This window comes from Alteromonas sp. KUL150 (assembly GCF_009811475.1).
Taxonomy (GTDB): Bacteria; Pseudomonadota; Gammaproteobacteria; order Enterobacterales; family Alteromonadaceae; genus Alteromonas; species Alteromonas gracilis.
In genome coordinates this window covers 1-17,689 of record NZ_BLIJ01000051.1, presented here as the reverse complement: position 1 = coordinate 17,689, position 17,689 = coordinate 1, and the positions used below count along the sequence as shown (strand labels likewise).

Genomic DNA, 17,689 nt, shown 5'->3' with positions numbered 1-17,689 from the left:
AAGAGAGCCGCACTCGATTTAGCGGCTTTCTTTCGACACCTAGCGTCAAAATAATACAGAGAGTTCGAGAAACAACACGTTATATAATGCTGTCTGTTTCAAATGCATTTTCATTTGAGCGATTCGCAAGTTTTTTGAGAATTGCGAGTAAGAGTAGGTTTTGAAACTCAGGCTCTTTTAAAAGCGAGAACCCCTCTGTTGAAATAATACTCTCAAAGAGAGAGATAATATTTAATAGCACGAGAAACCAAAATGCTATGTTGCCGTAATTTTTCTTATCCATGATTATTTGCCTTTGTCCATGCTTAAATAAAACTAAAAAAGCAGACCAAAGCCTGCTCAATCAATACTAAGAAATTTCTGGCTCGTTTGCACCATCGTAGAATCCGTTGCCAAATCCTCGACCGAAATCATAAGTCAACTACACCTGCACCTGAGACTGCATCGATTTCGTTAATGTTGAGTTCTTCCATAATAAAGCTCCTTTTTTTCAATTAAAGTAATGTGCAAATGCACTGAGCTAGACTATGGCATCAAAGCAATAATGACGACTGGCCATGGGTTGGGTTTTACGTCGTTTTGTGAATTGAAATTTGTTTTTCTAGGATGGGCAATGAAGGGGCTTGATGGTGCTAAGTGTTTCTCATATTAAATAGCGCACTCTCTAATCGAAGCAATTTCAAAGGCACACTTGTTTAGCATGGATAGAAATTCTGAAATGTAGATAGCTAGAGCGCGTGCGGCTTACTCTAGCTACCCTAAACCCATGTCTCAGGCTAGCTTACCAGCCAACTCGGCGGTTTCTTTCCCCAAATTTTTTAGCTGCTTTATCGTTTTTTCGTCGGTAATTGCACCATCTTCCATAAGCGAATCAACCTTTGCGATAGCTTTTTGATTTGGCAGTACCATAGTACCTAGGTTTTCAAGTAGCATTCTCAGCACCACAAGTACACGCATACCGCCTAAACCACCGGCAGACGCCGCCATAATACCAGCCACTTTACCGCGATAGGCTTGCAATGGTTTTTCTCCTTCCCCCATGCGCGATGCCCAGTCGATGGCATTTTTTAGCAGTGCGGGGTAACTTGAGTTATATTCTGGTGATGCAATGAGAAACCCATCATGGCTCATGAGTAGCTCTTTAAATGCCTGTGCTCTTTCAGGCATACCAAACTCAGCTTCTTCGTCTTCATTAAATATTGGCATTTGATAATCAGCTAAGTCAATTACAGTAACCTCTGCGCCAGACTCTCGTGCACCTTCGGCGGCTACGTTCACAATGGCTTGGTTAAATGAACCTTTACGGGTGCTGCCTGCAAATGCAAGGATCTTTGTCATTAGAATTTCCTGTCTCTTTTTTGCGTTGTTTTTTTAATAATCTACTTTATAAGAATATATCGGCCTATCGGTTTTAACTGGGATACAAAAATGTTTATTAAAACCAACAAGCCAAGTCTTGGTCGTTTGCATTACGTATATAAAAAGGCTGACAAACACTGTCAGCCTCTTCAATATCAATATCTATGTTGTACCGCGAACACTACATTTTTTCGAGTGTTTCAATACCTAGTAGAGCTAATCCCTTCTCTAATGTTTTGGCAACCAAAGCTGACAATGCTAAACGGCTGTCGCGTACCGCTGGCTCAATACCGTCTTTTAACATTGGGCAGGCTTCGTAGAATGTCATGAATGCTGACGCCACATCGTAGAGATAAGTACACAACACGTGAGGGGTCGCCTCGCGCGATACCATGCCAATTACTTCTTCAAACTGCATGAGCAGCACAGCGAGCGCATGCTCTTGTTTCTCAACGATGTTAATATCAACTGGCATTGTTGCCATATCAACGCCCGCTTTTCTGAACAAGCTTTTCACACGAGTATAGGCGTATTGCAGATAAGGCGCTGTATTACCCTCAAAGCTTAGCATTGAGTCCCAATTGAACATGTAGTCGGTTGTGCGGTTCTTAGATAGGTCAGCGTATTTTACTGCGCCAATACCTACCTTCCGTGCAACTTCTTTAAGCTCGTCTTCACTTAAATCGTTGTCACGCTCGGCAATCAGTTTGCCTGCTCGCTCAACCGCTTCATCAAGCAGTTCAACCAATTTAACCGTGCCACCGGTACGGGTTTTAAATGGCTTACCGTCACTGCCTAGCATCATACCAAACGGGCAGTGCTCGTATGTTTGCTCTTCTTTCATGAAGCCTGCTTTGCGGCCTACAATTTCAGTTTGTTTGAAGTGCAGCGCCTGGCGAGCGTCAGTAAGAATAAGCGTACGGTCAGCGTTTAATTTGCCGCTACGATAGCGCATTGCCGCAAGGTCCGTCGTTGCGTACAGGTATCCACCACCGGATTTTTGAACGATGTAAACGGCAGGGTTACCTTCTTTATCGGCAAGCTCAGGAATAAACACAACCTGCGCTCCCTGATCTTCTACCGCGATGCCTTTTGCTTTAAGGTCGCTGATTACGTTGGCCAAGTCGTCGTTATAAGCCGACTCACCCATAATATCTTTGCGGGTAAGGCTTACGTTTAGCTTGTCGTACACTTCTTCTGAGTGAGCAATAGATACATCGATGAACTTTTCCCACAGTGCGAGGCACTGAGCGTCGCCGCCCTGTAGCTTGACAACGTATTCACGGGCGCGGTCGGCAAAGCCTTCTTCCTCGTCAAAGCGAACTTTAGCTTCACGGTAAAAGTCTTCAAGATCAGACAGCGCGGTTTCAGCCACTTCCTCTTGAAGTTTGTCTGAAAGGTGCGCCAGCAACATGCCGAATTGGGTGCCCCAGTCGCCCATGTGATTTTGACGAATTACGTTGTGACCTAAAAACTCTAGTACCTTAACAACGGCATCGCCGATAATAGTAGTACGCAGGTGACCCACGTGCATTTCTTTCGCTAAATTCGGCGATGAATAATCTACTACAATGTTTTGCTCCGGCGACTTTGCAATGCCTAAGCGAGGATCGGTCAACGATAGCTCGCACTGGTTAGACAACCATGCGTCATTTAGATGAACGTTGATAAAACCGGGGCCCGCTACTTCTAATTTGCTGGCAATATCGTCAAGCTTCACTGTCTCAACAATTTTATCTGCGATATCACGTGGCTTTTGTTTTAGCTGTTTCGCCAGTGCCATAGCGCCATTAAACTGGTATTCACCAAACTCTGGTCGAGCACTGCGCGAAACGGGTACTGGCGCATTCTCTACGCCCATCTCTTGCAGAGCTTCAGTGAAACGATTAACTAATAGTGCATGTATATTCATAATGTATATTTCTTTAATTTTCGCGCGTGTTCGTAAATTGGATATCTGGGTAGCGTTCTTGGGCTAGCTGCAAATTCACCATAGTCGGTGCGATATACGTTAAGTTATCGCCCCCATCCAACGCCAGGTTCTGCTCACCTTTGCGGCGGAATTCATCTAGTTTTTTCTCATCACTTGAGTAAACCCAGCGAGCCGTTGAAACGTTAATATGCTCGTATAGCGCATCTACGTTGTATTCGGCTTTTAAACGAGCCACAACTACGTCGAACTGCAGAACACCTACCGCACCAACAATTAAGTCGTTGTTAGCCAGTGGTCTGAATACCTGAACCGCCCCTTCTTCTGAAAGCTGAATAAGGCCTTTAAGCAATTGCTTTTGCTTAAGTGGATCTTTCAAGCGAATACGTTTAAATAGCTCGGGCGCAAAGTTTGGAATACCGGTGAAACGATAGTTATCACCTGACGTGAAAGTGTCACCAATTCGAATAGTACCGTGGTTGTGCAGGCCGATAATGTCGCCAGCATACGCTTCTTCTAGCAGTGAACGATCACCGGCTAAGAAGGTCAATGCATCGGAGATACGCACATCTTTGCCTAAACGGCTGTTACGCATTTTCATGCCTTTTTCATACTTGCCCGACACAATACGACAGAACGCAATACGGTCGCGGTGTTTCGGGTCCATGTTGGCCTGAATCTTAAATACGAATCCGCTGAACTTTCCGTCAGTGCTTTCGATAGTACCTTCTTCTGTCTCGCGGCCTAGTGGCGCTGGCGCCCATTCAACCAAACCATCAAGCATGTGGTCTACGCCAAAGTTACCCAATGCTGTGCCGAAGAATACGGGCGTTAACTGACCTTCACGGAATAGCTCTTGATCAAATTCATTTGATGCGCCGCGCACAAGTTCAAGCTCGTCACGCAAGGTTTCAGCAAGATCGCTACCCACGGCAGTATCGAGTTCAGGATTATCTAACCCCTTAATGATACGAACCTCTTGGATAGTGTGGCCGTGGCCGCTTTGATACAAAATAGTCTCATCGCGATGCAGGTGATATATACCCTTAAAACTCTTACCACAGCCAATTGGCCAAGTAATTGGCGCACACAATATATCAAGCTCGGTCTCCACTTCATCAAGCAGCTCCATGGGATCCCGAATATCACGGTCAAGCTTGTTCATGAAAGTAATGATAGGTGTATCGCGTAAGCGAGTGACTTCCATTAACTTACGAGTTCTGTCTTCTACACCTTTCGCGGCGTCGATTACCATAAGGCACGAGTCAACGGCTGTTAGCGTACGATAGGTATCTTCAGAGAAGTCTTCGTGCCCTGGGGTATCCAGCAGGTTTACCAAGTGGTCGCTGTAAGGAAACTGCATGACCGAGGTAGTTACCGAGATACCACGCTCTTTTTCCATCTCCATCCAGTCAGACTTAGCATGCTGACCTGATTTTTTACCTTTTACAGTACCGGCGGTCTGAAGCGCACGTCCGAACAACAGTACTTTTTCAGTAATGGTGGTTTTACCCGCATCCGGGTGCGATATGATTGCGAACGTACGTCGCCTTTTAATCTCTTCTAGAAGTTTCTTATCTGACATCAATACTTATCTTCGTTATCTATTATCCCTGTAAACCAATAACTTACAGGCGCGTTTTATATCGGATAAGCAATGCTTGTCCGCGCAAATTGTATATTGCGATGAAACGCTTGATACGGCTTGGTAATTAATTGCGCGGATTTTAGCATTTTACTGGGCGTAACAGTAGAGCGAAATTACGTAGCACCTGTCTCATGACGGGTTAAATGAATCGACGGTTTAATTTTAAAGATGTCTTCAAATTCTTATCATTCAATTTAACGAAAACCTTCACGTAGACGCTCAACGAACTTATTAGCCTATTCGTCCCACAACCATTTACTTAGCATGCTAACCAAATAAAATACTTAGCATGCTAAATAAATTAATAAGTATTAAGATGATGTTTTCAGAACCGATGCCGCTTCACTTAATCGCACTGTTTGCACGTACTTCAAGAAGATGTAGAAAAACGGTCACCAAATCTGTAGCCCACCTTGACCTCACTGAATCGAGGTGGCGTGTGATGATTCATATTGCTTTGCTTGGCGAAGGATGTACCCAACAAATGCTAGCGGAAAGTCTTGAAATAGAGATGCCAAGTCTTACTAGAACGATCAAGCAATTAGAAACCGCAGGGTTGATCAAACGCATTGTTGATAAAAACGATAAGCGAAGCCGTTTGCTTTATTTCACACCAATGGGAAAAGGCCGTATGAATGATATAGAAAGCACGCTCGCCGCGCTGCGGGATGAGGTCTATGCAGGTATATCCGACGAGGAGCTAAATATGATGGCTCTATGTATTAACAAAATTGAGCAAAATGCCGTTCGGCTTCTGGAGGCGAATTAGTGAGTGAAAGAACACCCGACCAAGCTTTTGCAAGGTACGTGAAACTAGCGTTAGTAGCTTTTGCTGCCTGTTTTATATATTTTGTAGTTGCCGATATCCGCATACCAATGACACCTCAAGCAAGGGTGTACCATCAGGTTACACAAATATCACCTCAGCTTAATGGCCCAATCATTAAGGTCTTAGTTAGCAACAATCAACACGTTAAAAAAGGGCAAGTATTGTTCGAAATTGACGATACTCCCTACAATATTGCGCTTGAAAAAGCGCAGATTGAATTGGCGAATGTGGCACAAGAAAATGCTCAAATTGACGCCCAGGTGGACGCAATTAAGGCAAGAATAGCAGCCGCGACTGCCATACTCGTAGAGCGCAAAAATGAATACCAACGATTAAACACATTAATAGAAAGCAACGTAGTTTCTCAACAAGACGTGGATAAAGCTAACGCCCAACTTCAAAGCGCCGAGGCAGATTTAAGCGCACTTAAAGCTGAGTTAAACCAGCAGATTGTAGCTAGGGGAGAAAGAGGCGATCGTAACCTCAAATATCAGGAAGCTCGCAACGCGCTAAATCGTGCAGAATTAAACCTGGTATACACCAGAATAAAGGCTCCGCACGAAGGCATTATGGCAAACATGCAGGTGACAAAAGGAACCTATGCCAAACAAAGCGTTCCCCTTGCATCTGTTGTAGATAACAAGCTTGACTTGGTTGCTGACTTTAGAGAAAAGTCGCTAACCAATGTAGAAAAAGGCGTGCGTGCTAAAGTTGTTTTTGATGCGATACCTGGGAAGGTGTTTGCGGCGCAGGTGGAAGATTTCGAGGCTGGCGTTAGTGAAGGCCAACTGTCAGCAAACGGCACGCTAGCCACAGTTGAAAAATCGAATCGATGGGTGCGTGACGCGCAACGCCAGCGCGTTCATATCAGCTTAGATGAAGGTGAAGCGCCATTAAATCGTCTGACCAGTGGTGCCAGGGCGACGGTTCAAATTGTTCCTAATAACCCCATAGAAAGCTTTGTCGCGAATGTTCAAATTCGCTTTATCAGTTTATTGCACTACATCTACTAGAACAGGTTATGAAAACACAACTTAGCGAAAATGATGTTCAACAGATGCTTAGAATTGCCAGCGGCGCGACTCTCGGGTTTACTATATCAAAGGCAATGGACTGGCCGAACCCGATATTTTTTACACTTTACCCCATTCTATTACTAGGGCTGGTAGCCGTTTTAAATGGGCACATAATAAGACAGTTTCTTGCAGCGACCGTATTCCCAGCAATGGTTGTGCTAGTAGTGTATGGTTTGTTTGGAACCCACCCGCTGCTTATTACACCATTAATCGCAGCAACCTTTGCTTTTTTATTTTGGCAAATGAGTAAGGGCACATTATTTTTGTTTGGCGCATTTTCTCTGGTTGGGCTGTCGTTACAGCTGCACTTCGCAAGTTACAGTAACGATGGAATAGACATTTACCCGTTGGTGATTTCAAATATTGGCGCAATTTTACTTGCTTTAGGCATCGCTTTTGCAATGCACCTAATATTCCCCGATAGAGCAACGCGAACACCAACGCCTAAGGTCTCTAAAGATCAGGCGAGCATCCGACACGAAGTCATCTTATGCTCGACAGTGGCTACGTTATCTTTTGCTGTGTTTCAAACCTTCGATTTAGTTGATTCTATTTCGGCGCAAGCAGCGAGCATACTGATTCTGTTCCCTCTTTGCTGGAAAGGGGCCACCTTGAGCGGTTGGCAGCGAGCAATAGGTACCTTGATTGGGTGCAATTTAGCCCTGCTCGCTCAGCTGGTTTTGCTGAATTACAGCGATACGTTATTTTTCGCTAGTTTTAGCCTGTGGATATTGGTCTTTTTTATAAGTCGGCAGCACGTTTTGAACGGTGGTGGCGCGGGGACCGGCTTTGGCGTACTTACCACTTTTGGCATCTTGTACGGACAGTCACTTTCCCCCCAACAAGATATTATATACAGTGCGCTTTATCGGTTCTCGTCTGTTGCGGTAGCCATTGCATTGAGCCTGTGTGTTATTTTTGTTGTACATAGCCTACTGAATAAACATCAATCTACACGGCATCACACGTTTTCTTGACCTTACTTTCAACAGGCTAGACCTGAGTAGTGCTCTATAGATATAAGCTGATAATTATGTGTTTTTGTTTTTATTTATTGGGCGCTTACATTTTTAAACAATGTGCTATATTGATTTTTAAACAAAAAGTAACCAACAGTGCAAGGACGATGAATGCTGCGAATATTATTCGCATGGCTTGTAATAGCATGCTTTTGCCCAACCGCTAACGCAGCTAATTTCAATGATCCTCAGTCTATGTTGTCTTTAGACAGCGATGTCGTTTTTGCAGTAAGCAACTCCGCTGAACTTACAGGCGATGAACAGTGGTTTTATAACGCTGATGTTATAGAAAGGTCGCCTTCACATTATTTACATTTTAAAGTTCGCGTTTACAACCAATTAGATACGCAAGTTCCTGTCTGGTTTTCAATTAGCTTTCCAGCAATAAAACGTTTAACAGTGACTGACGGCACTAAAAGGTGGGTAACGGGCGACAGTTTGCCTTTTAGCTCTCGTCCTGTGAATGCGCCGAACTACCACTTTCCTTCCATATTACCACAGTCAGCCTATACAGAATTTAGCGGCACTATGAAAGGCGAAATATTAAGGTATAGCTTTTCAGTCGCTACACCTGAATATTACAGCAACCTTTATATGAAAACCTTGCAGCGGGATATGGCGTTTTTCGGTGCAATGGGGCTGCTTACTGTACTTTGTACATTGGGCTTCATTGCTAGCCGCAATTTAGTCTTTTTAAGCTTTGCCTCGTTCATTTTTACTATAACCTTTTGGTTTTTGCGCGTCTTCGGTTACGCGTTTGAATTACTTTGGCCTAATACGCCAAATTTGAACGATATTAGCTATGCTGTAAGTATTTACTCTGTTTTGATTACCGCCTTTTGGGTTTTGTTTCAGACACTAGCCAGAGACAACCATGAAGTGTACGGAGCGAAGCCCGTCAAACGGTTCTGCGCGATTTTGCCTTTTATAGGGATATTATTATGGCAAAGCGTAGGGCTTGATTCTGCACTAAAACTTCCTGTAATTCTCTTTTTCCCTTTCTTGTTAATTGCCGGTATCACCATCTTTGTAGAGCACAAGCGAGGCTCTGACAGAGCCAAATGGCTAGCTGCCGCTATGCTTCCAGTAACATTTAGTACCCTAGTCCTTACTATTATTGCACTTTTTGAGGTCGAGCTTTATCTAGAGCCTATCGCCACTTTCATGACTGGACTCGTGATGACCTGTCTGTTTATGGTCGCGCTTACCGCGAACTACATGGTTAAGGTTGCGCAAAGAGAAAGAGACGCACAGAAAGAAGCAGCACAATTAAAAAGTGAACAGACATTTAAACTAGAAGCGCTGGTGAGAGAGCGTACACTAGCGCTCGAACAGACCAACATTGCTTTGGCAGAGTTAGCTTCTAAAGATAGCTTAACGGAATTGCCCAATCGTCGTACGCTGGACCTATTTGTAGATAAAACGTTTGATAAAACCTTACACAATCATGCCGCGCTAGCCATTGCGCTAATCGACTTAGATCACTTCAAAAGTATCAACGATACGTTTGGACACGATGCAGGTGACGAAGTACTAAAAGGCATTGCTAACATTCTTGCGCCGCTTAATGATGAGGGACAAGTAGCAGCGCGCTATGGTGGAGAAGAATTTGCCATTGCAAAGCGTGTCACACAGCCTAATGGTAACCAGTCTAGCGAAGCCGAGGAATTTGCAAAACAATTGGAAATCGTCCACCGTGCCTTTAATCAGTTAGCGATTGCATCGATAGATAACAGGAAACTGGGAGCATGTATAGGTTGGACATTATGTAAAGGCTCCGACGATATTGTCGAAGCCTTTAGGCGAGCTGATAAAGCCCTTTACGTAGCCAAAGATAAAGGAAGAAACTTAATCATTCCGGCTTTATGACACCGCAACCACTGCCTTTCGTTTGTCTTCTTTTGAAAATTGCAGCGCGTTGTTCAAATTATCGAATTCAAACACGTTAGGTATTTCGACAACCAACGTTTGCGCAGCAACTTGCTCAAGTAACGCCTCACCGTCTTTCACCAAACGCTGCCACTGTGACAAATCGCCATAATCATGCAGCGCACCTAGCGCTATCTCATGATAAGAAATAGTGCGAGTGAAAGGCGCATCAACAGGCACTTCAATACGACCTAGAATACTCACCACGTGACCATTAGCTTCAAGAAGCGGTACAAGTGACGCCGCATAGTCTGGCCCGTTCGCGTCGAAAAGCGCGTAAAATGTTTGTCCTTCAGGTTTACCGCGATGGATGGCTGTTACTCCCATTTCAGCAGCTTGCTCTTGCGTAAAGCTTCCTGAGATAACATGTACATTAAAACCAGCCTGAGAAAGCATTTGCGCCAGCAGTTTGTTAACGGCGCCCATACCGCTGACTAACACGTTAGCCCCCTTTCTGACCGGCACTTTACTGAACGCTTGCCAGGCAGTAAGCATCGGACATGGCAAGGCAGCAGCTAGCGCAAAATCAACGCTTTCTGGCACGACCATTACACGGCTAGCATACACTTCACTATGGTCGGCAAAGCTTCCGTTTTCACCCAGACTATGATGGTAAGCCACCCGCTTACCAAGAAGACTGTTATCAACGCCCTCACCTACAGCGACAACAACACCCGCACCGTCCACACCGGGAATATGCCCTTTTTCCCAGTCGCGCGGGTTATCATCGATAAACTTCCAGTCAACTGGGTTAATGCCAATAGCATAGTTGCGCACGATAATACGCCCGGCCTTAGGCTCAGAAAACTCGCGTACCTGCTTTACCAGTGATGCGCCAGCTTGTTCAAATTGCCAAACGTTAGCTTGCATAAAAGCTCCTTAACACAGTGATTTTTCCGATTAGTCCCACGCAGGTGAAAAATCTGGGTTAGCTTGACGGTCGCCACAATCTAGCGCGTCAATCTTTGCAATATCGTCAGCGCCTAGGGTAAGTTCAAGCGCTTTGAAATTGGTTTCCAGATTCTTGCGCTTAGTCGACGATGGAATAGTGACTAAACCATGGGCCAGCTCCCAGGCTACCACTACCTCAGCAGTGCTCACGCCATGCTTATCTGCAATTGCAATGATGGTCTCGTCTTTTAACACTTTACCAACAGCAAACGGCATATATCCTGTCACTGTGATACCGTGTTTCTCACACGCTGCACGCACTTTTTCATTAGTAAGATAAGGGTGTACCTCTACCTGATTCGTGGCAATAACGCCCTCGCCCAAGATATGCACCGCTTCTTCAATTTGTGCCACGGTAAAGTTAGAAATACCAATTTCTTTTGTGAGTCCCAGTTCCTTAACGCGCAGCAATTCTCCTAGGTACTCTTCCATGCTTTCGCCGTTTTCCGGTGACGGCCAATGAATAAGTAGCAGGTCAACATACGACAGTTGAAGCTTTTCCAAACTCTCTTTTACGCTATCCACAAAGCTTGCTTTATTCAGCTTGTCATTCCACACCTTGGTGGTGACGTAAAGGTCTTCACGTGCAACAAGATTGTTTGCAATAGCGTCTTTAATAGCGCGACCTACCGCTTCTTCATTGCCGTATATTTGCGCCGTATCAATATGACGGAAACCCACTTCAAGTGCCATTGTCACGCTGTTATAGGCTTCATCGTCTTTTAAGCGAAACGTGCCTACACCTAGCGAAGGAATTTTAGATTGTGACTGATTTACATTCGGCATGATGCCTCCTTGTTGGTTCCGTTATTTATGAAAGTGAGGTAATACGTTGTCAGCAATGCGCTGCATCGCGTCTTCTACTGGTTGCGTATTACGTCTGAAGTGCAGGCCAATATGATCAACCCCCGCTTCTTTCATTGCATTGAGTTCTTTGATAAGCCCATTTACACCAGTTTCAACCCCGAACCGGTGGCGTTTTATGGGCGCTTCATCGTCTTCAACCAAGTTGAGATGAATAAAACTAACGTAAGGCTTATTGCCCGCGACATTTCGCCATAGTTCTACGCGCTTTGCATGGTCGTTCGGTGTACCTGGATACGCCAACCAACCGTCCATATTTTCTCCAACCCACTGAGGGCTTTGCTGAGCGAGCCCTGCAACGTACAAAGGCGGCGTGGTTGAGCGCGGTAACAGTGACATGCCAGGCTCAAGGGAATTCTCACCGTGCTTTACAATTTCAAGTGACTGCCTGAACTGCTCGCCGCGACTGTCAAAATCGACATCGAACAACGGATACTCGACCGGTCTATCCCCACTGGCTACACCGAGTATAAGGCGGTCGTTACTTAGCTGCTGCACCGTTGCTGCCGCCTTTTTAACAAGCCATGGCTGCCTAAGAGGTAAAACAACAGCGGCTGTGCCTAATAGAATATTGTCTGTGATACCCGCTAAATAGCCCAGGTAAGTGAATGTTTCGAAAACCTGAGCGGCATCACCGAAGCTAGGGTCATAAACCGGTACATCTCGTACCCACGCTGCTTTAAACCCTAGTTTGTCGGCTAATTGAATACGGCTGTGATGCTCGGTCATATCAGGTACTCCGAATGGCGTACCTTTTGTGGCGTCGAAATGCGCCCAGTCGTTATCTAGCGGAAGCTCTACACCTACTGAGAACGTATGTTGTGCAAGCTTATCAAAGGTATTTGTCGTCATTATGACCTCCTTACGCACTCGTTGTATTATTCGCCGTATTCGCAGTACTGAGTGCGCGCTTGTCTAAGTAGCCGCTGTAACGTGTAATAAGTAACGCTGCAACAGAAATAATTGCGCCAATCCATGCGGTATCAGATAACTGCATGCCGTCTACAATTGCACCGCCCAGAATTGAACCCACTGCTATGCCAATGTTAAATGCCGCGATATTTAAACCTGAAGCGACATCAACAGCATTAGGGGTAAACTTCTCTGCTAATTGAACAACGTACACCTGAAGTCCTGGAACATTGCCAAAGGCAAAGGCGCCCCACACTAAAACGGTGATCACTGCGGCAACTTTACTGCCCATGGTAAACGTCAGGGCAAACAAGATGACTGCAAGGGCTGAAAAGATGATAGTTAACGCGCGGATTGGGCCTTTTTTGTCAGCAAGCTTGCCGCCATAAATATTGCCTACCGCGACAGATACACCGTAAACCAGCATAATTAAGCTGATGGCTGAGGGCGCAAACCCCGCCTCTTCCTGCAATATAGGAGCGAGATAGGTGAATGCCGTAAATGTGCCGCCATAGCCCAATATCGTCATTAGATACACTAATACCAGACGAGGCTGAACCAACACCTTCATTTGTTCACTCAAGGTGGCCGGTTTATTTTGTTTAAGGTTGTTCGGTACCAGCAACGCACTGCCTATTAGCGCAAGTGTGCCAAGCGCGGAAACCACAAGGAAGGTTGCTCTCCAACCGAAGTTTTGACCAATCCAGGTACCCAAAGGTACGCCAGTAACCAAGGATACGGTTAAGCCCGTAAACATAATGGCAATAGCACTGGCTTCTTTTTCTTTCGCCACGAGCCCTGTAGCAATAGTTGACCCTATGGAAAAGAACACACCGTGCGCTAGGCCGGTCAAAATGCGAGCTAAAATTAAGCTCTCGTAGCTAGGCGCTTGCCAAGCGAGAATATTACCAGCCACAAATAGCGCCATTAAGCTAAGCAGAACATGCTTTCTATTCCACTTTCCTGTAAGGGCGGTAAGAACCGGTGCGCCAACGGCAACACCAACGGCGTACAAGCTTACAAGTAAGCCTGCGCTCGGTAACGTAACGCCAAGATCAGTAGCAATGGTAGGCACAAGCCCCACTATCACGAACTCTGTTGTGCCAATAGCAAACGCACTTAACGTTAACGCAAATAATGCAATAGGCATTTCAATTATCCTCAAAAAGTAATTAACGAGATGGCTTGATTAACAACGCCACCATTGGCTTCTAGAACGAACAACTACACCGTTTTTTGAAAGCCATTAATAAAGTGCGTACAGTTTGACGATAAATTTATTTGCAAAAAACAGCACTAATGACAAAATACTTTTGCGATATTTGAAAATATAAGGTGTGCGATGCCAGTCTCATCAAAAACTGAAGATTTAGAAGCCTTTCTAACCGTTGTGGATACAGGTAGTTTTTCCAGTGCTGCCAATCTACTCAATCAGCAGGTTGCAAAAGTTAGTAGAGCAGTTACTCGTCTTGAAGATGGCTTAAATGTAACTCTATTGAATCGCACTACCAGACGGCTGGAATTAACAGAAGAAGGTGAGCTTTTCCTGCAATATGCCAGAGACGGGCTAAATATATTAGAAAAAGGTGAAGAAGCATTACGGCTATTAAAGCGGGCTCCTTCTGGAAAACTTCGGGTTGATGCTGCGAGCCCGTTTGTGTTCCACCAGCTAGCGCCATTAGTGGGTGAATTTCGAGAAGCATTTCCTGACATAACACTCGATATTACCAGTCACGATAGTATTATTGACCTGTTGGAACACAAAACCGATATCGCAATACGTATTGGTGATTTAAGCGACTCTAACTTGCACGCTAGACGTTTAGGAAAAAGTAAGCTGCATATTGTGGCGAGCCCACAGTATCTTGAAAAATATCCCATATCTGAAAACGATGATGGAATTAGCACGCTAAACAAACACAAACTGATTGGCTTTAGCGACTCACCAAGTCTAAATAAATGGCCGCTTAAGCAAGATATTAACTTACAGTACAGTCTTCGTGCATCAAGCGGCGAAACTATTCGCCAGCTGTGCTTGGCAGGTCAAGGTATCGCGCTACTTTCTCACTTTATGGTACACAAAGATATCAGCGCGGGCACGCTTGTCGATGTGTTTAGCGACGATATCGTCAGTCCAAACCGCAGAGAGTCGGTACAAGCGGTTTACTATAAAAATAGCGCTGTATCGTCTCGTATCTCTGCGTTTTTAGATTTTATACAGCCTCGACTAACTCTTTAACTTACCGTTATTTCGAGTGGCCTTTACCTAATATCTTTTTAAGTGTGCTTTGAGGAAGGCCATTTACTATTAGCGCGGCTATCATCAATATTGCGCCGGCCATAACCATAGGCAGTAGCGTTTCTTTAAGCAATATCACAGAGCTTACATAGCCCACTATCGGCGTGAGTGTACTAATAAGAACAATTTTATCTGGGGGTAATTTAGGCCCCGCCGCTACCATGAGGCCAAAACCGAGACCCGTTGCCACTGGCCCAATGTACGCCAGTAGCAACCAATCCCTTATATCGTAAGCCCCAAAATTAGGTGTTGGTTCAACTATCAGTGCAATAGCAAGCATGGCGAAACCTGCGATGGTAAACTGCCAAAACACCGCCTCAATAACGCTACCTTTCCACTTGTGAAAAGATACTCGGCGAATAGCGACCGCCCACAATGCAGACGCTAACAACATCCCAAAGAGCGGCAGCCAAGCGCCTGGTTCTCCCGAAGCAAATAAAATCATTGCGCAGCCAATAGTAGAAATACCGGTAAGGATTAATCGTTTAGAAGGCGGGCGTTGCCGATACCATAGGGTGTCAATAAGCAGCATCCAAAGCGGTGTGGTGTAAATAAGAATACTCGCCGTGCCCGCGGGTATAAACTGCAGTGAGACAGTAATAAGCCCCATTGATAGGATAAACTGGAAAAACGCTACAACAAAAACCACCGAGCGATCTTTGCGATTTAATACTGGTAAACGTTTCTTGGTGATAAGTACAAACAGCGCGAGTACGGGAAGGCTTAACAAGAAGCGCAAGCACACCATCCATACAGGCCCGACAATCTCAAGCCCTAATTTCATGCCTGGCCAGTTAAGTCCTAAACACAACACCGCAACCAAAAGCATTTTAATGCCTTTTGATTGCTCTTTTTCCGCCACCGATGATGAAGACATGCGTTTTAAAAAATCCAATTACACGAACTGCGTTAAGAGAAGTTTCTACCGCCCGGTAAGCTGAATGTAGGCGGAGAATTTTGAGGGCGCAAATATAAGTGAATTAGCAAGGGATTAAAACCTTCCTGACCGTGCAAACACGCCAATTTATCGACCAAATGGTCAACTTTTTAAAACCTTGTGGAAACTTTGCTATACGGGTGGTTAATCACTGATAAACACTATGACTTACAGGTACAATGCAACAGACAGCAGCTTCCGCTCCCCTTTTTCTATTTTGCTAACGCTGTCATGTATTTATCTGGCCGAAAAAAGTAAATGCGGTTAAAGAGGTTAAAGATGACTTTCTCTGCCCAAAACTGACCGCCGCGCTTCGGCTTTTTAAGCACCACATTAAACTTAAAGTAACGCCCGCTGCCCATAGGGTCATTATGCTCTAACACGCTATGACCCTCTTTGTAGGTAACCACATTTATAGCAAATCGTTTTGATGAGATTAAAGCCTTGTTGAGCACTTTAGCCATGCTATTTCTACCTTGCTTGATGGTAACGTGTTCTAATTTAAACACGCGCGTATGGTCTGGAAGCGTATGCTGAGTTCAGAAAGTGCTTTGATATACGCGAAACGTATATGCCTAGGAATACAAACACTAGGCCAAGGTGGGGTTTGTCCACTTCATGATTTTAGCGTTTTCTTTTTGTGCGCTGTTTCCATTACTCTTGTCATGCCCGTCATTATCACTTTTTACTGTGTAATAGTTTTTGCGGGTTTCTATATGCTCAAACCCCGAGTTCTCGTAAAGCGCAATAGCAGTATGGTTACTTTCACGCACTTCTAGCCAGATTTCACGCATTGCATTTTTCACCGATGTCTCAATGACAAAATCAACTAAAGCGCGACCTACACCCTTGCCTCTTGCGCCACTGTCTACCGCAATATCCATCAGCGTAGCTTCATCAACGACTTCAAGCATAATGGCATAGCCAACAATCTTGTCATTATCAAAGGCAAACACCCCGTAATAGGGTTTGGTGAAACAGTCTGCGAAGGTACTTAGTTTCCAAGGCGCTACTTGCGAATGCTGGTGAATAACGTGAGCGTGTTCGATGTATTGTTCGAAGTCTTGAGGCGGTACGATTGTTAACTTCATCATCACACTACTGCTCGGTCGCTGATTTGTTCAACGTGCGTCCTACGTCAATGAGTTGTGCCCACAGTTCTCGCTTTTGTGCAGAAGAGAGTTTGAGCGGTGTGGCTGGCAATACAATGGCCGATTCGGTTACTGAAAACCTGCGGCCAATCATTATTTTGTTAACCCATTGTGACGGAATACCCAACTGAACACAGGCTAGCTGCAAGTCTTTTAACCATTGCTGTGACTTCGCTTTCTGTTCGGCACTTAAAGGAATGCCTTCTGGCGATGCTGGCTCTTTCGCTTCACTTGTTTTTATCACAGGCTCTTGTGAATTCACCACGTTACTGTTTGGTGGCATTGTAGCGTGTGGCGAAGAAGCTGCCATTTTGCTTTGCGCTATACTCGCTTCATTTGCACCGTTTTTTTGAGTTCTTTCATCTAACGGCGCGTTATGCGTAGGCGGTTTGGCTGTTACAACGTCTCTGGGCTTAGCTTTCTCTTTTGAACTGCCACCTACGTTTGCTCTCAACTGAGCAAGACGTGACTGCTTTTCTTCCTGAGAAATTGGCGTTGAAAACGGCACATTTGATTGAACATTTTGGTTAAAAGCAGCGTGTGATGCTGAACTGTTCGCTGTACCGTGCACGTTTTGTGAAGCACCGCTTACTTTTGGCTTTGTTTGGTCTTTTTGCTTTGCGTAGGCGTCTTTAGTGATCCATACGGGGATCCCCATTTCTTGTAATACCGCCTGCTGATATGAGGTGAGAGACATTGCGTAAAAGACCTAGAGTGAGTTAATCATCATTTTCATCCAGTTTACTAAAGTTGATGGTGTGATTGAACAACTATCGCTTTCTTTT

At 44.9% G+C, this 17,689-nt stretch carries 16 protein-coding genes and 1 pseudogene; 5 read left to right on the top strand and 12 right to left on the bottom strand.

All coding sequences use genetic code 11. The annotated features are described in order from the left end of the window. Positions 1-79: 79 nt before the first annotated feature. From GVO62_RS12415 to prfC, 4 genes are all read right to left on the bottom strand, one after another. Positions 80-283 (bottom strand): hypothetical protein, encoded by a 204-nt coding sequence (locus GVO62_RS12415; protein ID WP_159119510.1) that lies wholly within the window; start codon positions 281-283, stop codon positions 80-82. A 488-nt stretch (positions 284-771) separates the two neighbouring features. Next, positions 772-1,338: an NADPH-dependent FMN reductase gene (locus GVO62_RS12410; protein ID WP_159119509.1), complete on the bottom strand. Its 567-nt coding sequence runs from the start codon at positions 1,336-1,338 to the stop codon at positions 772-774. A gap of 202 nt (positions 1,339-1,540) precedes the next feature. After that, positions 1,541-3,271 carry an arginine--tRNA ligase gene (gene argS, locus GVO62_RS12405; protein WP_159119508.1) on the bottom strand — a complete coding sequence of 577 codons (1,731 nt, stop codon included), beginning with the start codon at positions 3,269-3,271 and terminating at the stop codon, positions 1,541-1,543. Positions 3,272-3,284: 13 nt separating this feature from the next. Then, entirely contained in the window at positions 3,285-4,874 is a 1,590-nt protein-coding gene (gene prfC / locus GVO62_RS12400) for a peptide chain release factor 3 (protein WP_159119507.1), read from the bottom strand. 379 nt (positions 4,875-5,253) lie between these two features. On the opposite strand from prfC, the gene GVO62_RS12395 reads away from it, so the two are divergent. The 4 genes from GVO62_RS12395 (at position 5,254) to GVO62_RS12380 (ending at position 9,730) form a co-directional block, all read left to right on the top strand. Beyond that, positions 5,254-5,706, top strand: a complete 453-nt coding sequence (locus GVO62_RS12395) for a MarR family winged helix-turn-helix transcriptional regulator (RefSeq protein ID WP_159119506.1) — start codon at positions 5,254-5,256, stop codon at positions 5,704-5,706. Further along, positions 5,706-6,779 (top strand): HlyD family secretion protein, encoded by a 1,074-nt coding sequence (locus GVO62_RS12390; RefSeq protein WP_159119505.1) that lies wholly within the window; start codon positions 5,706-5,708, stop codon positions 6,777-6,779. Before GVO62_RS12395 ends, GVO62_RS12390 begins: the two co-directional genes overlap by 1 nt. 8 nt (positions 6,780-6,787) lie before the next feature. Beyond that, complete coding sequence (locus GVO62_RS12385) at positions 6,788-7,819, top strand: DUF2955 domain-containing protein (RefSeq protein ID WP_159119504.1); 1,032 nt, start codon at positions 6,788-6,790, stop codon at positions 7,817-7,819. Positions 7,820-7,972: 153 nt separating this feature from the next. After that, positions 7,973-9,730: a diguanylate cyclase gene (locus tag GVO62_RS12380; protein ID WP_159119503.1), complete on the top strand. Its 1,758-nt coding sequence runs from the start codon at positions 7,973-7,975 to the stop codon at positions 9,728-9,730. Here GVO62_RS12380 and GVO62_RS12375 read toward each other — a convergent pair. Genes GVO62_RS12375 through GVO62_RS12360 form a run of 4 tightly spaced genes read right to left on the bottom strand, consistent with a single transcriptional unit; the run spans position 9,725 to position 13,667 of the window. Then, a complete protein-coding gene (locus GVO62_RS12375; RefSeq protein WP_159119502.1) occupies positions 9,725-10,660 on the bottom strand; it encodes an alcohol dehydrogenase catalytic domain-containing protein in 936 nt (311 codons plus the stop codon). The genes GVO62_RS12380 and GVO62_RS12375 overlap by 6 nt on opposite strands. A gap of 30 nt (positions 10,661-10,690) precedes the next feature. Next, the gene (gene dkgB / locus GVO62_RS12370) at positions 10,691-11,527 is read right to left on the bottom strand and encodes a 2,5-didehydrogluconate reductase DkgB (protein ID WP_159119501.1); all 837 of its coding nucleotides are present in this window, start codon (positions 11,525-11,527) and stop codon (positions 10,691-10,693) included. A 21-nt stretch (positions 11,528-11,548) separates the two neighbouring features. After that, entirely contained in the window at positions 11,549-12,457 is a 909-nt protein-coding gene (locus tag GVO62_RS12365) for a TIGR03571 family LLM class oxidoreductase (RefSeq protein WP_159119500.1), read from the bottom strand. Positions 12,458-12,467: 10 nt separating this feature from the next. Beyond that, entirely contained in the window at positions 12,468-13,667 is a 1,200-nt protein-coding gene (locus GVO62_RS12360) for an MFS transporter (RefSeq protein WP_159119499.1), read from the bottom strand. 192 nt (positions 13,668-13,859) lie between these two features. Here GVO62_RS12360 and GVO62_RS12355 point away from each other — a divergent pair, with 192 nt between their 5' ends. Then, complete coding sequence (locus GVO62_RS12355) at positions 13,860-14,756, top strand: LysR family transcriptional regulator (RefSeq protein WP_159119498.1); 897 nt, start codon at positions 13,860-13,862, stop codon at positions 14,754-14,756. Between the two features lie 7 nt (positions 14,757-14,763). On the opposite strand, the gene GVO62_RS12350 is transcribed toward GVO62_RS12355, so the two are convergent. From GVO62_RS12350 to GVO62_RS12335, 4 genes and pseudogenes are all read right to left on the bottom strand, one after another. Beyond that, the gene (locus tag GVO62_RS12350; protein WP_159119497.1) at positions 14,764-15,693 is read right to left on the bottom strand and encodes a DMT family transporter; all 930 of its coding nucleotides are present in this window, start codon (positions 15,691-15,693) and stop codon (positions 14,764-14,766) included. A 228-nt stretch (positions 15,694-15,921) separates the two neighbouring features. Next, positions 15,922-16,217, bottom strand: a pseudogene (locus GVO62_RS12345) (2OG-Fe(II) oxygenase). Between the two features lie 126 nt (positions 16,218-16,343). Then, a complete protein-coding gene (rimI, locus tag GVO62_RS12340) occupies positions 16,344-16,847 on the bottom strand; it encodes a ribosomal protein S18-alanine N-acetyltransferase (protein ID WP_236547145.1) in 504 nt (167 codons plus the stop codon). Positions 16,848-16,851: 4 nt separating this feature from the next. After that, entirely contained in the window at positions 16,852-17,601 is a 750-nt protein-coding gene (locus GVO62_RS12335) for an alanine acetyltransferase (RefSeq protein ID WP_159119495.1), read from the bottom strand. Positions 17,602-17,689 lie beyond the last annotated feature (88 nt).

Coding starts and splice junctions, on each gene's coding strand:
- GVO62_RS12360 (WP_159119499.1), bottom strand. CDS start 13,667: ATGCCTATTGCATTATTTGCGTTAACGTTAAGTGCGTTTGCTATTGGC.
- GVO62_RS12410 (WP_159119509.1), bottom strand. CDS start 1,338: ATGACAAAGATCCTTGCATTTGCAGGCAGCACCCGTAAAGGTTCATTT.
- GVO62_RS12415 (WP_159119510.1), bottom strand. CDS start 283: ATGGATAAGAAAAATTACGGCAACATAGCATTTTGGTTTCTCGTGCTA.
- GVO62_RS12375 (WP_159119502.1), bottom strand. CDS start 10,660: ATGCAAGCTAACGTTTGGCAATTTGAACAAGCTGGCGCATCACTGGTA.
- dkgB (WP_159119501.1), bottom strand. CDS start 11,527: ATGCCGAATGTAAATCAGTCACAATCTAAAATTCCTTCGCTAGGTGTA.
- argS (WP_159119508.1), bottom strand. CDS start 3,271: ATGAATATACATGCACTATTAGTTAATCGTTTCACTGAAGCTCTGCAA.
- GVO62_RS12385 (WP_159119504.1), top strand. CDS start 6,788: ATGAAAACACAACTTAGCGAAAATGATGTTCAACAGATGCTTAGAATT.
- rimI (WP_236547145.1), bottom strand. CDS start 16,847: ATGATGAAGTTAACAATCGTACCGCCTCAAGACTTCGAACAATACATC.
- GVO62_RS12365 (WP_159119500.1), bottom strand. CDS start 12,457: ATGACGACAAATACCTTTGATAAGCTTGCACAACATACGTTCTCAGTA.
- prfC (WP_159119507.1), bottom strand. CDS start 4,874: ATGTCAGATAAGAAACTTCTAGAAGAGATTAAAAGGCGACGTACGTTC.
- GVO62_RS12350 (WP_159119497.1), bottom strand. CDS start 15,693: ATGTCTTCATCATCGGTGGCGGAAAAAGAGCAATCAAAAGGCATTAAA.
- GVO62_RS12355 (WP_159119498.1), top strand. CDS start 13,860: ATGCCAGTCTCATCAAAAACTGAAGATTTAGAAGCCTTTCTAACCGTT.
- GVO62_RS12335 (WP_159119495.1), bottom strand. CDS start 17,601: ATGTCTCTCACCTCATATCAGCAGGCGGTATTACAAGAAATGGGGATC.
- GVO62_RS12395 (WP_159119506.1), top strand. CDS start 5,254: ATGATGTTTTCAGAACCGATGCCGCTTCACTTAATCGCACTGTTTGCA.
- GVO62_RS12380 (WP_159119503.1), top strand. CDS start 7,973: ATGCTGCGAATATTATTCGCATGGCTTGTAATAGCATGCTTTTGCCCA.